This window comes from Aeromonas genomosp. paramedia, from assembly GCF_023093515.1.
In the GTDB taxonomy this organism is placed as follows: domain Bacteria; phylum Pseudomonadota; class Gammaproteobacteria; order Enterobacterales; family Aeromonadaceae; genus Aeromonas.
Map to the genome: position 1 here is coordinate 75539 of NZ_JAAROG010000001.1, position 13217 is coordinate 88755.

General features: G+C 63.8%; 12 protein-coding genes. All 12 read left to right on the forward strand.

Translation table 11 applies throughout. The features are described 5' to 3' along the window. The first annotated feature begins 22 nt into the window (after positions 1–22). The 12 genes from HB860_RS00455 (at position 23) to murC (ending at position 13149) form a co-directional block, all read left to right on the forward strand. Entirely contained in the window at positions 23–319 is a 297-nt protein-coding gene (locus tag HB860_RS00455) for a hypothetical protein (protein ID WP_025328465.1), read from the forward strand. Between the two features lie 238 nt (positions 320–557). Continuing rightward, positions 558–1016, forward strand: coding sequence for a division/cell wall cluster transcriptional repressor MraZ (gene mraZ / locus HB860_RS00460; RefSeq protein WP_005332092.1), 459 nt, complete (start codon positions 558–560; stop codon positions 1014–1016). Further along, entirely contained in the window at positions 1017–1955 is a 939-nt protein-coding gene (gene rsmH / locus HB860_RS00465) for a 16S rRNA (cytosine(1402)-N(4))-methyltransferase RsmH (RefSeq protein WP_139438986.1), read from the forward strand. A gap of 3 nt (positions 1956–1958) precedes the next feature. After that, positions 1959–2273 (forward strand): cell division protein FtsL, encoded by a 315-nt coding sequence (gene ftsL / locus HB860_RS00470; protein ID WP_171273125.1) that lies wholly within the window; start codon positions 1959–1961, stop codon positions 2271–2273. Further along, the gene (locus HB860_RS00475; protein WP_139438990.1) at positions 2270–4036 is read left to right on the forward strand and encodes a penicillin-binding transpeptidase domain-containing protein; all 1767 of its coding nucleotides are present in this window, start codon (positions 2270–2272) and stop codon (positions 4034–4036) included. Before ftsL ends, HB860_RS00475 begins: the two co-directional genes overlap by 4 nt. 98 nt (positions 4037–4134) lie before the next feature. Continuing rightward, positions 4135–5622: a UDP-N-acetylmuramoyl-L-alanyl-D-glutamate--2,6-diaminopimelate ligase gene (gene murE / locus HB860_RS00480; RefSeq protein ID WP_432612662.1), complete on the forward strand. Its 1488-nt coding sequence runs from the start codon at positions 4135–4137 to the stop codon at positions 5620–5622. Then, entirely contained in the window at positions 5619–6974 is a 1356-nt protein-coding gene (murF, locus tag HB860_RS00485; RefSeq protein WP_247625407.1) for a UDP-N-acetylmuramoyl-tripeptide--D-alanyl-D-alanine ligase, read from the forward strand. The genes murE and murF overlap by 4 nt, the downstream gene beginning before the upstream one ends. After that, entirely contained in the window at positions 6968–8050 is a 1083-nt protein-coding gene (gene mraY / locus HB860_RS00490) for a phospho-N-acetylmuramoyl-pentapeptide-transferase (protein ID WP_005332102.1), read from the forward strand. Before murF ends, mraY begins: the two co-directional genes overlap by 7 nt. A gap of 3 nt (positions 8051–8053) precedes the next feature. Then, positions 8054–9337 (forward strand): UDP-N-acetylmuramoyl-L-alanine--D-glutamate ligase, encoded by a 1284-nt coding sequence (gene murD / locus HB860_RS00495; protein WP_247625408.1) that lies wholly within the window; start codon positions 8054–8056, stop codon positions 9335–9337. Further along, positions 9334–10518 (forward strand): cell division protein FtsW, encoded by a 1185-nt coding sequence (ftsW, locus tag HB860_RS00500; protein ID WP_205642582.1) that lies wholly within the window; start codon positions 9334–9336, stop codon positions 10516–10518. The genes murD and ftsW overlap by 4 nt, the downstream gene beginning before the upstream one ends. Next, positions 10515–11600: an undecaprenyldiphospho-muramoylpentapeptide beta-N-acetylglucosaminyltransferase gene (gene murG / locus HB860_RS00505; protein ID WP_247625409.1), complete on the forward strand. Its 1086-nt coding sequence runs from the start codon at positions 10515–10517 to the stop codon at positions 11598–11600. Before ftsW ends, murG begins: the two co-directional genes overlap by 4 nt. A gap of 94 nt (positions 11601–11694) precedes the next feature. Continuing rightward, positions 11695–13149, forward strand: coding sequence for a UDP-N-acetylmuramate--L-alanine ligase (gene murC / locus HB860_RS00510; RefSeq protein ID WP_041204901.1), 1455 nt, complete (start codon positions 11695–11697; stop codon positions 13147–13149). Positions 13150–13217: the final 68 nt, after the last annotated feature.

A 13217-nucleotide genomic window follows, 5' to 3' on the forward strand; every position in this document is an offset into this window, starting at 1 on the left:
TGGTATCCAGGACGTGATAAGCATGATAACACGAGTAAAAAAGACCCCAAAGGCGGGCAGGGCGATTCAGAAATTTCTGCTTTATCTGATCCTCGTTAATTTTGGTTTGATGTGGCTCTATGTCATGTATGCCGATGAGCTGACATTTGGTTCCAACCTCCTGCTGACTTTTCTTCTGATCCTCTATAACCTGCTGCTCTGCCAGCTGGTGGTGCTGCGTGCCCGGCGGGCAGGAGATGGCTATATCATCTACCCGGTGGTGGGGGTGAGCATTATTCTGTGCGCCGTCGTACTGTTTCGTTTCATCATTTCACCCTGAAACCGATTATTTATGGCCCCCAGATGATTGGATAAATTTAATTCAATCATGAATAACTTGTGGAAAATCAACTCATTTAATCTGTAGCCTCCCCGCGCTGCGTCAATATGTTCCCCATGCCCGAGATCCTTGCTTGAAAAGCCCCCTGCTCGTCCTTAAACTTCATGGTGGAGAAAAGTGGATCAAAGTGGTTTTATTGGGCAATTTGCCTCCATAACTCACCTTCGGGGACTGCAATTTGTTGCGTGGCGCTCACGCCATCAGCCTGGACAGCAAAGGGCGACTGGCGATTCCGACCAAATATCGAGATTGGCTGCGCTCCGAGCGCGACGGCCAGCTGGTCTGCACCATCGACATAGCCCATCCCTGTCTGCTGCTTTACCCCCTGAGTGAATGGGAAGAGATAGAACGCAAGCTCAAGACCCTTTCCAGTACCAATCCGGCGGAACGCCGCCTGCAGCGCATGCTGCTCGGACACGCTACCGAGTGCGAACTGGACGGCAATGGCCGTCTGCTGCTGAGTCAGCCACTGCGTAGCCACGCCGGGCTGGACAAGAAGATCATGCTGGTGGGCCAGCTCAACAAGTTTGAGTTGTGGGATGAAGCCCGCTGGCAACAACAGATCAATGACGACATCCTGGGCCTGCCCGAGGACGACTGGGCAAGTTCACCACGACTACAGGATTTTTCTTTATAAATGACCCAAGCCGCTGAACACATCACAGTGCTGTTGCACGAAGCCGTCGAAGGGCTGGCCATCAAGCCGGACGGTATCTACGTCGACGGTACCTTTGGCCGGGGTGGTCACTCTCGTCTGATTCTCCAGCATCTGGGCCCGAACGGCCGTCTGATCGCCATCGACCGGGATCCCCAGGCCATTGCCGAGGCGGCCAAGATCCAGGATCCCCGCTTCGAGATAGTGCACGGCCCCTTCTCCGGCATCACCACTTACCTGAGCGATCGCGGCCTGCTGGGTAAAATCGACGGCTTCCTGCTGGATCTGGGCGTCTCTTCTCCCCAGCTCGACGACGCCGAGCGCGGCTTCAGCTTCATGAAAGACGGTCCCCTCGACATGCGGATGGACCCGACCACTGGCCAGAGCGCTGCCGAGTGGCTGGCTCGCGCTGACGTGGATGACATCGCCTGGGTGCTGAAGACCTTCGGCGAGGAGCGTTTCGCCAAGAAGATTGCCCGCGCCATCGTCCATGACCGCGTCACCGAACCCTATGTGCGCACCCGCCAGCTGGCGGAGATGATTGCCCGGGTCAACCCGAGCAAGGAGAAGGGCAAGCATGCGGCGACCCGCAGCTTCCAGGCCATCCGCATCTATATCAACAGCGAGCTGGACGAGATCGAAACCGCGCTGAACGGTGCCCTGCAGGCGCTGGCGACCGATGGCCGCCTCTCCGTCATCAGCTTCCACTCCCTGGAAGACCGTCTGGTCAAGCACTTCATCCGCAAGCACGAGAAGGGGCCGGAAGTGCCCCATGGCATCCCGTTGACCGAGGCGCAGCTGGCCGGTGGCCGCAAGTTGAAGTCGGTCGGCAAGGCGCTCAAACCTTCCGAACATGAAGTCACCGAAAACACCCGATCCCGCAGCTCGGTGCTGCGAGTCGCCCAGCGTCTGGCGGATTGAGTCATGAGCGAGGTACGCATTCATCTGGCCAGGGAGATCATCGGTGATCTCTGGCGTCACAAGCTGCAGGTCGTGCTGACCCTGGCCGTGCTGATCACCGCCTTTGCGGTGATCCTGGTGACCAACATGACTCGCGGGTTGACGGCCAAGCAGAATGACCTGATGGCGGAAGAGGACAGACTCAACATCGAGTGGCGGCACCTGCTGCTGGAGCAGGGTACCCTGGCCGAACACTCCCGTGTCGCGAGTCTGGCCATGGATAAATTGCAGATGGCTCGCCCGCTGGTGACCACCGAGAAGGTAATTACACAACCATGACACGCAAGGCCGCCACCAAGGCTCCGGCAAAGGACAAAGCCAAGGCGAAAGCTCCGTCACTCTACCCGTGGCGCTTTCGCACTCTGGTGTTTTTCATCGGGATTGCGTTTGCCGGCCTGATCCTGCGGCTGGCCTGGATCCAGGTGATAGATCCGGACAGGCTGCGCCAGGAGGGGGACATGCGCTCCCTGCGTACCACCTCCACCCAGGCGGTGCGCGGCATGATCACCGACCGCAACGGCGAGCAGCTGGCGGTCTCGGTGCCGGTCGAGGCTGTCTGGGCCGATCCCAAGACGGTCCACGAGTCCGGCGCCATCCACAACGAGCGCGCCTGGCTGGCGCTCTCCGCCGTGCTCAAGCTCGACATCAACACCCTCAAGCACCGCATCTCCAACCCCAGCAAGCGCTTTGTCTATCTGCAGCGTCAGGTGACCCCTGCCGTGGCGGAATACATCAAGGGTTTGAAGCTGGGGGGCATCTACCTGCGCCCCGAAGCGCGCCGTTTCTACCCGACCGGCGAGATCAGCGCCCACCTGGTGGGGGTGACCAACATAGACGGCAGCGGCATCGAGGGGATAGAGCGCAGCTACAACGAATGGCTGACCGCGACCCCGGGCGAGATGCGGGTGCGCAAGGACAGGCAGGGCCGGGTCATCGAGCGGCTCGGGCTGGTCAAGGAGGGCAAGCACGCCAACGATCTGCAGCTCAGTATCGATCAGCGGGTGCAGGCGCTGGCCTACCGTGCCCTCAAGCGTGCCACCGACGAGAACAAGGCGACCTCCGGCTCCATGGTGATGCTGGACGTCAAGACGGGCGAGGTGCTCGCCATGGTCAACACCCCTTCCTACAACCCGAACAACCGGGGCCAGTACCAGAGCTTCCGGGTGCGCAACCGGGTGGTGACGGACACTTACGAGCCGGGTTCGACCGTCAAGCCGCTGATCCTGCTCAGCGCCCTGCAGGCGGGCGTCACCAGCTGGAAGGACACCATACCCGGTGGCCCCCTGTACATCGGGGCCAAGCAGATCCGCGACGTGAGCATTCACAAGGCGACCAACCTGTACGACATACTGCGCTACTCCTCCAACATCGGCATGTCGCGCATCGCGCTGCGGATGCCGGCCCAGGAGATGATCAACACCCTCAGCATGGTCGGCTTCGGGATGGATACCGGCAGTGGCCTGATGGGGGAGAGCAGCGGCATGCTGCCCCAGCGCCGCCGCTGGTCCGACATCGAGCGGGCGACCCTGTCGTTCGGCTATGGCCTGCGGGTCACCCCGCTGCAACTGGCCTCCGCCTACGCCACCCTGGCCAACAAGGGCAAGCGGGTGCCGCTCTCCATCATCAAGGTGACCCAGCCGCCCAAGGGTGAGCAGGTCATCGACCACAACAACGCCACCGCCATGCTGCAGGCGCTGGAGTACGTGGTCAGCAATGCCATTCCCAAGGCGCAGATCCCGGGTTATCGGGTCGGCGGCAAGAGTGGTACCGCCAAGGTCGCCGTCGCCGGTGGCTACGGCAAGGATTACATGGCCTGGTTTGCCGGTTTCGCACCGGCCAGCAACCCCCGTTTCGTCATGGTGGTGGTGATCAACGAGCCCAAGGGCGATGCCTATTACGGCGGTGCCGTGGCGACCCCGCCGTTCGCCGAGGCCATGGGGGGCGTGCTGCAACTCTTCAACATTCGTCCCGATGCCATCCCCCCCGAGGTACCGGCGAAGCTTGCCCGTACGGAGGCCGCCCATGGCGCACCTCGTACCTGACAGGCATCTGTGTTTCTCTGTCTACCCCGTCGTCGGGGTGTTTTCCATGGCGCCGCACTCCCTGAGCGCCTGCATTCCTGTCCATTCGGAGGCTTCCCATGTTGCCGCCTCGCGCACTTGATCAACTCATGAGCCATTTCGGCATCCATGCTCCGGCGCTCGCGCTCACCGACATCCAGCTCGACAGCCGGCGAGTCGGGCCCGGTTCTCTCTTCGTGGCAATCCGGGGCCACCAGATGGATGGCAGGCGTTTCATCGAACAGGCGGTGGCTCAGGGAGCGACCGCCGTCCTGTTTGAGGAGGATGGGGAATTTGTGGCCCCCGCCACCTCGATTCCCTGTTTCGGGCTCAAGGATCTGCCCGCTCGTCTCTCCGAACTGGCCGGCCATTTCTATGACCATCCGGCGCAGAAGCTGCAACTGGTGGGCATCACGGGCACCAACGGCAAGAGCACCACGGCCCTGCTGGTCGCCAACTGGCGCACCCTGCTGGGAGGCAAGGCCGGGGTGATGGGCACCATAGGCAATGGCCTGTTTGGCAATCTGATCGAAGCGGAAAACACCACCGGCAGCGCCGTCCAGGTGCAGGCCAATCTGGCCGCGCTACAGGGTCAGGGGGCGAGCCTGGTGGCGATGGAGGTCTCCAGTCACGGTCTGGTGCAGCACCGTGTCGCAGCCCTGCCGTTTTCCGCGGCTGTGTTCACCAATCTGAGTCGGGATCATCTGGATTATCACGGCACCATGGAGGCCTATGGCGCCGCCAAGGAAGAGTTGCTGAAACTGGTGGACGAGCCCTGCGCCGTCATCAATGCCGACGACCGTCTGGGGCGCCAGTGGCTGACAGCCTACCCCGGCGCGGTGGCCTTCGGCGTGCATGGCCCGATTGAAAACCATGCCGGGCGACAGTTGACGGCGCAGGATCCCCATTTCCACCAACAAGGATTTGACACGCGCATTAACTCCAGCTGGGGGAATGGTGTATTATCCGCCCCCTTGCTCGGCCGCTTCAACGTCAGCAATGTGCTGGCCGCCATGGGCGCCATGCTGGTACTGGGTTATGACTTCGATGCACTGCTGGCCAGCGCCCCGAAACTGCAACCCGTGACCGGTCGCATGGAGTGCTTCGGCGGTGGCAAGGCGCCGCTGGCGGTGGTCGATTATGCCCATACCCCGGATGCGCTGGAGAAGGCATTGCAGGCCCTGCGGGTGCACTGCGAAGGCCGGCTCTGGTGCCTGGTGGGCTGTGGTGGCGACCGGGATCGCGGCAAGCGGCCCATGATGGCCGCCATGGCGGAGCAACATGCGGACTGCGTGATCCTGACCGACGACAATCCCCGTACCGAGGCGCCGGAGCAGATCATGGCGGACATGGTGGCGGGCCTTCGCGATCCTGCTGCCGTGCAGATCGAGCACGACAGGACCAAGGCAATCCAGCTGGCACTGAGCCAGGCGAGCAAGCAGGACATCATCCTGGTGGCCGGTAAGGGCCACGAGGATTATCAGATCATTGGAACCGACAAGCGGCACTACAGCGATCGGGAAACCGTCGCGGCCGCCTTGCACACATTAATGGAGTCATTCAGATGATGACCCTCAGGCTTGCCGAGCTGGCGCAGGTGCTCGATGCCCGTCTGATCGGCGGCGACCACGAGATCACGGCGGTCAGTACCGACACCCGCACCCTGGGCAAGAGGGCGCTGTTCGTCGCGCTGCGTGGCGAGCGTTTCGACGCCCACGATTTCTGCGACCAGGCCCTTCAGGCAGGGGCCTCTGCCCTGCTGGTGGAGCGCGAACTGCCCCTGGCCATACCGCAGCTGGTGGTGGCCGATACCCTCAAGGGACTGGGTCGCCTCGGCAAGCTGGTGCGCGAGCGCATCAATCCGAAAGTGCTGGCCATCACCGGCAGCTGTGGCAAGACCACGGTGAAGGAGATGGCGACCGCCATCCTGCGCTGTGAGGGGGAGGTGCTGGCCACCGCCGGCAACTTCAACAACGAGGTGGGGGTGCCGCTCACCTTGCTGCGCCTCGAACCTCAGCACCGGTTTGCGGTGATGGAGCTGGGTGCCAACCACCCGGGGGAGATCGCCTGGACCACCTCATTGGCCAGACCCGATGCCGCCATCATCAACAACGTGGCCGCCGCCCATCTGGAAGGCTTCGGCTCCCTGGAAGGGGTGTTCCACGCCAAGAGCGAGATTTTTGAGGGCCTGAGCGAGGGCGGCACCGCCATCGTCAATGCCGACAACGAGTTCTGGCCGAAGTGGCGGGAGCGGGGCATCCAGTGCGCCTTCTCCCTCGAGGATCAGAGCCAGCCCTTCCATGCCCGCGACATAGCGCTCAACGGGCAGGGCTGCGCCGAATTCGTGATGGTGACTCCCCAGGGGGAGGTGAACCTGACCCTGGCCATTCCGGGCCGCCACAACGTGGCCAATGCCCTGGCTGCCGCCGCCGGTACCCTGGCGCTTGGCGCTTCGCTCGCCTCTGTCAAGGCGGGGCTGGAGCAGATGGCACCGGTCAAGGGCCGTTTCTGCGTGCAGCGCTGGGGTGGTCTCACCCTGGTGGATGACACCTACAACGCCAGCGTGGAGTCAGTGCTGGCGGGCATCGATGCCCTGACCGCCATGGGCGGCTACAAGGTGCTGGTGTTCGGTGACATGAAGGAGTTGGGTGAGGAGTCCGCGGCCCAGCACGCCCGGGTCGGACACCACGCCCGCGAGCAGGGCCTCGACGCCGTGCTGACGGTAGGGGAACAGAGTCGTCACACCGCAGATGCCGCGGCGGGTCGACATTTCGATAACAAGGCGTCGTTGTTTGAAGTGCTTGCGCAAATGATAAATACACATCAAGAAATCTCGATCCTGGTCAAGGGTGCCCGCGGTTCCCGCATGGAAGATATCGTCAAGATGGTCGTTGACCGTCAGGAGTCAGCCACATGCTAGTCTGGCTGGCGGAACTGCTCACCCCGCACTTCACCTTCTTCAACGTCTTCTCCTACCTGACGTTCCGCGCCATCCTGTCGATCATCACGGGTCTGGTGGTGGCGCTCTGGATGGGGCCGCGCCTCATCCGTCGCCTGCAGATCCTGAAATTCGGCCAGGTGATCCGCAACGACGGCCCCGAGTCTCACCTCAGCAAGAAGGGCACCCCGACCATGGGGGGCCTGATGATCATTGCGGCCATCTTCATCTCTGTGCTGCTCTGGAGCCGCCTCGACAACCCCTATGTCTGGCTGGTGCTGTTCGTGCTCGGCGCCTACGGCGCCATCGGCTTTGCCGACGACTACCTCAAGGTGGTGCGCAAGAACACCGACGGCCTGATCGCCCGCTGGAAGTACTTCTGGCAGTCGGCAGTCGCCCTGGCCGTGGCGGTGTTCCTCTATGCCACCGCGACCCATGACGGCCAGACCCAGCTGGTGGTGCCCTTCCTCAAGGATGTGATGCCGCAGCTCGGCCTGATGTTCATCGTGCTGACCTACTTCGTCATCGTTGGTACCTCCAACGCGGTCAACCTGACCGACGGCCTGGATGGCCTCGCCATCATGCCGACCGTGATGGTGGCGGGGGGCTTCGCCTTTGTCGCCTGGGCCACCGGCAACGTGAACTTCGCGAACTACCTGCACATTCCCTATGTGCCCTACACCTCCGAACTGGTGATCGTCTGTACCGCCATCGTGGGCGCGGGTCTGGGTTTCCTCTGGTTCAACACCTATCCGGCCCAGGTCTTCATGGGGGACGTCGGTTCCCTGGCCCTCGGCGGGGCGCTCGGCACCATAGCCGTGCTGGTACGCCAGGAGTTCCTGCTGGTGATCATGGGGGGCGTCTTCGTGATGGAGACCGTCTCGGTGATCCTGCAGGTGGGGTCCTACAAGCTTCGCGGCGTGCGCATCTTCCGCATGGCGCCCATCCATCACCACTATGAGAAGAAGGGCTGGCCGGAGCCGCGCGTCATCGTGCGCTTCTGGATCATCACCCTCATGCTGGTGCTGCTCGGCCTCGCCACCCTGAAGGTGAGGTAAGCCATGGTCATCATCATCGGACTCGGCAAAACCGGACTCTCCTGCGTGGACTACTTCCTCGGTCGTGGTGTCACGCCCCTGGTGATGGATACCCGCGCCAATCCTCCGGGCAAGGAGCAACTCCCCCCCGAGGTGGAGCTGATTCACGGGCTGGACGCCGATCTGCTCAAGCAGGCGCACATGATAGTGGCGAGCCCCGGCATCGCCCTGGCGACCCCCGAGTTGAAAGCCGCCGCCGAGTTCGGGGTGCGCATCGTCGGCGACATCGAGCTGTTTGTGCGCGAGACTCAGACCCCCGTCATTGCCATCACAGGCTCCAACGGCAAGAGCACGGTGACCACCCTGGTCGGCGAGATGATCGCCGAGGCGGGGCTCAAGGTAGGCGTGGGTGGCAACATCGGCACCCCGGCGCTGGAGCTGCTCAAGCAGCCCATGGATCTCTGCGTGCTGGAGCTCTCCAGCTTCCAGCTCGAGACTACCTGCAGCCTGCGTGCCGCCGCCTCCGTGGTGCTGAACCTCAGTGAAGATCATATGGATCGCTATCAGGGCATGGCGGATTACCGCGCCGCCAAGATGGCGATCCATCAGCACTCCCAGCACATCCTGGTGAACCGGGACGATCCCCAGACCCTGCCCGATGTGGGTCAGGTGTGGCAGAGCTTCGGGCTCGATTGCAACGGCTATGGCCGCTGCGAGCTGGCGGGTCGCCACTGGCTGACCCTGCACGGGGAGCCGCTGCTGGCGGTGGACGAGATGAAGATAGTCGGTGCCCACAATCAGGCCAACGCCCTGGCGGCCATGGCCCTGTGCGATGCGGTCGGCATTCCCCGGGAGCCGCAACTCGCCGTGCTGCGCCGTTTCGAAGGCCTGCCCCACCGTGCCCGCTTCGTGCGGGAGGTGAACGGGGTGCGCTGGATCAACGACTCCAAGGCCACCAACGTGGGGGCCACCCTGGCCGCCGTGGCCGGGGTGCGCGAGTCGGTGAAGGGCCGTTTGCTGCTGCTGGCCGGTGGTCAGGGCAAGGGCCAGGATTTCGGCCCTGTGCAGGCGTTGCTCGGCAGCCAGATCGATCACATGTACTGCTTCGGCCAGGATGCGGAGATCCTGCTCGCCCTCGGTGAGCAGACCGAGAAGGTCGCCTCCCTCGACGACGCCGTCGCCAAGGCCGCCGCCGATGCCAGACCCGGTGACTGGGTACTGCTGGCGCCGGCCTGCGCCAGCCTGGATCAATTCAAGTCCTTCGACGCTCGCGGCGATCGCTTTACCGAACTGGTGATGATGCTATGAACGCCCTTCGCGTGGTCGCAGGCTTCTTGCAGCGCTGGTTGTTGCCGGCGCGTCCCGCCGGTCTCTACGACCGGCAGCTGGTGGTGCTGGCGCTGGCGCTGATGTCGGTGGGCCTGGTGATAGTGGCCTCCGCCTCCATTCCCGAAGGGATTGCCCTCGGCGATGACCCCTTCATGTTCGTCAAACGGCACGGTCTCTTCCTGGTGATGGCCCTCGGCATCTCCTGGTTCGTGCTGCAGGTGCCCATGGCGCGCTGGCAGCAGTACAACGGCCCCATGCTGCTGCTCGCCATCCTGATGCTGGTCATGGTGTTGCTGGTGGGGCGCAGCGTCAACGGTTCGGTGCGCTGGTTGCCGCTCGGCCCCTTCAACCTGCAGCCGGCGGAGTTCGGCAAGCTGGCGCTGTTCGTCTATCTGGCGGGCTACCTGGTACGCCGCCAGAGCGAGGTGCGCGAACGCTTCATCGGCTTCATGAAACCCATGGCGGTGTTGTTCGTGGTGGCCACCCTGCTGCTGGCCCAGCCCGACCTCGGCTCCGTGGTGGTGATGTTCGTCACCTCGCTGGGCATGCTGTTCCTGGCGGGGGCCCGCATGGTGCAGTTCATCGGTCTTATCCTGGTGGGGGTGAGCGCCGTGGTGACCCTGATCATCGCAGAGCCCTACCGGATGCGGCGGGTCACCTCCTTCCTCGACCCCTGGGCCGATCCCTTCGGCAGCGGCTATCAGCTGACCCAGTCCCTGATGGCGTTCGGCCGTGGCAGCTGGTTTGGCGAGGGGCTGGGCAACTCCATCCAGAAGATGGAATACCTGCCGGAGGCCCACACCGACTTCGTGTTCGCCATCCTGGGCGAGGAGCTGGGCTACGTGGGGGTGCTGGGTGCGCTCTTCCTCATCTTTGCGCTGGCGGTGAAGGCGCTCAAGCTCGGCCATCAGGCGCTGGTGGCCGAGCGGCTGTATGAAGGCTATCTGGCCATCGGCATCGGCATCTGGTTCAGTTTCCAGACTTTCGTCAACGTCGGCGCCGCCAGCGGCATGATGCCGACCAAGGGGCTGACCCTGCCGCTGGTCAGCTACGGCGGCTCCAGTCTCATCATCATGATGGTGGCGGTGAGCATGTTGATTCGTATCGATTTCGAGTTGCGCCAGGCCAGTGCCCAGGCGCGTGTGCGGGAGGTTTCGTGAGCAAGACGTTACTGGTGATGGCGGGTGGTACCGGGGGCCATGTGTTCCCCGGGCTGGCCGTGGCCGATCGCCTCAAGGCCCAGGGCTGGACCATTCACTGGCTCGGCACCGCCGACCGGATGGAGGCCGAGCTGGTGCCCGCCCACGGTTACCCCATCTCCTTCATCGACATCCAGGGGGTGCGTGGCAACGGCATCAAGCGGCTGCTGGTCGCCCCCTATCGCATCGTCAAATCCGTGTTGCAGGCGCGTCGCGTGCTGAAAAACATTCGCCCTGATGTGGTGCTCGGCATGGGGGGCTTCGCCTCAGGCCCGGGCGGCGTGGCGGCCTGGCTGTCCGGTATTCCCTTGCTGCTGCACGAGCAGAACGCGGCGGCCGGCATGACCAACAAGCTGCTGGCGCGCCTTGCCAAGCGGGTGCTGATGGCCTTCCCCGGCGCCTTTGCGCCCAGTGCCCGCACCGCAGTGGTGGGCAACCCGGTGCGTCCCGAAGTGGTGGCCCTGCCGGATCCCCAGTTGCGCAGCGGAGCCGAGCCGCTGCGGCTGCTGATCGTCGGCGGCAGCTTGGGGGCCCGGGTGCTCAACGAGCAGGTGCCGCCAGCGGTGGCCGCCGCCGGCGTGCCCATCGCGGTGCGCCATCAGTGCGGCAAGGGCAATCGGGATGCCGTGGCTGAAGCCTACGCCAAGCAGGGCGTCGAGGCCGAGGTGAGCGAGTTTATCAAGGACATGGCAGATGCCTACGCCTGGGCCGATCTGGTGGTGTGCCGCGCCGGGGCCCTGACAGTCTCCGAAGTGGCTGCCGCCGGTGTGGCCGCCATCTTCGTGCCGCTGCCCCATGCGGTGGACGATCACCAGACCCGCAACGCCCTGACCCTGGTCGACGGCGGGGCGGCCGAGTTCCTGCCCCAGTCCGAGCTGACCCCGGCCTCCTTGGCCGCGCGTCTCTCCTGGCTCGCCGGGCGCAGGGAGACCCTGCTGTACATGGCCCAGGCCGCCCGTCGCGTGGCCATCATAGATGCCGCCGAGCGGGTTGCCGATGAGTGCAAGCGGCTCGCCAGCGGGCGGAGCGAGAAAGCATGTTGAGCAAGATTGCACAGACCAGGCCGTGCAGTCTTGTCCCCGTATTTATTGATGCCGCCGAGCGCACACCGCTGACGGCAGACTTGAAGAGAGAGCTATGACCAAGGTTGAACTGGCAAAACTGCGTACTGTGATCCCCGAAATGCGCCGCGTGCGTCGCATCCATTTCATCGGCATAGGTGGCGCCGGTATGGGCGGGATCGCCGAGGTGCTTGCCAACGAGGGTTACCAGATTTCCGGCTCCGATCTGTCCCGCAATGCGGTGACCGAGCGGCTGGCGTCCCTCGGCGCCCATATTTTCGTGGGACACAGTGCCGAGCACGTGAACGAGGCGAGCGTGGTGGTGGTCTCCACCGCCATCAAGCAGGACAACCCCGAGTTGCTGGCCGCCCGCGAGCTGCGCATTCCCGTGGTGCGCCGTGCCGAGATGCTGGCCGAGCTGATGCGCTTCCGCCACGGGGTCGCTGTCGCCGGCACCCACGGCAAGACCACCACCACCAGCCTGGTGGCGAGCATCTATGCCGAAGCCGACCGGGATCCGACCTTCGTCATCGGCGGTCTGCTCAACAGCGCCGGCACCAATGCCCGCCTGGGCAGCAGCCGCTACCTGATCGCCGAGGCGGACGAGAGCGACGCCTCCTTCCTGCATCTGCAACCCATGGTCTCCATCGTGACCAACATCGAAGCGGATCACATGGACACCTATGGCGGCGACTTCTCCAGGCTCAAGGCCACCTTCATCGACTTTTTGCACAACCTGCCGTTCTACGGCCTGGCGGTGGTGTGCGTGGATGACCCCGTGATCCGCGGCATGCTGCCTGAGATCGCCCGTCCGACCCTGACCTACGGCCTTTCCGAGGATGCCGACGTACAGGTGCTGGACTTCGTGCAGACCAGCAACCGCAGCCGCTTCCGGGTCCGTCGCAAGGATGCCGGCGAGCTGACCGTCACCCTGAATCTGCCGGGCATCCACAATGCGCTCAACGCCGCCGCCGCCATCGCGGTCGCGACCGAAGACGGCATTGGCGACGAGGCCATCATCCAGGCGCTCGCCAAGTTTGAAGGGGTGGGTCGCCGCTTCCAGCAATATGGCGAGTTCGAGACCGGCCGTGGCAAGGCCATGCTGGTGGATGACTACGGTCACCACCCGAGCGAGGTCAAGGTCACCATCAATGCCGCCCGCGCCGGCTGGCCCGAGAAACGCTTGGTCATGGTGTTCCAGCCGCACCGTTACAGCCGGACCCGGGATCTCTACGAAGATTTCGCTGACGTGCTCTCCAAGGTTGATGTGCTGGTGATGCTGGAGGTGTATGCCGCCGGTGAAGAGCCCATTCCCGGTGCCGATGGCCGTGCCCTGTGCCGCTCCATCCGCTCTCGTGGCACCCTGGAACCCATCTTTGTCGCAACCCCTGACGATGTGCCGGCCGTGCTGGCCGACCTGATCGGCGAGGGGGATCTGGTGCTGACTCAGGGCGCCGGTAACGTCGGGGCACTTGCCCGCCGTCTCGGTGAGATGAAATTGAGCGTGGATAGCATGAAATCCGGTGCCTGAGGGCCCAATGAGTATTTTGACCGCCAAGCCGAGGCCTATATAATGGCGAACCGGTCTGCAAGTGGCCG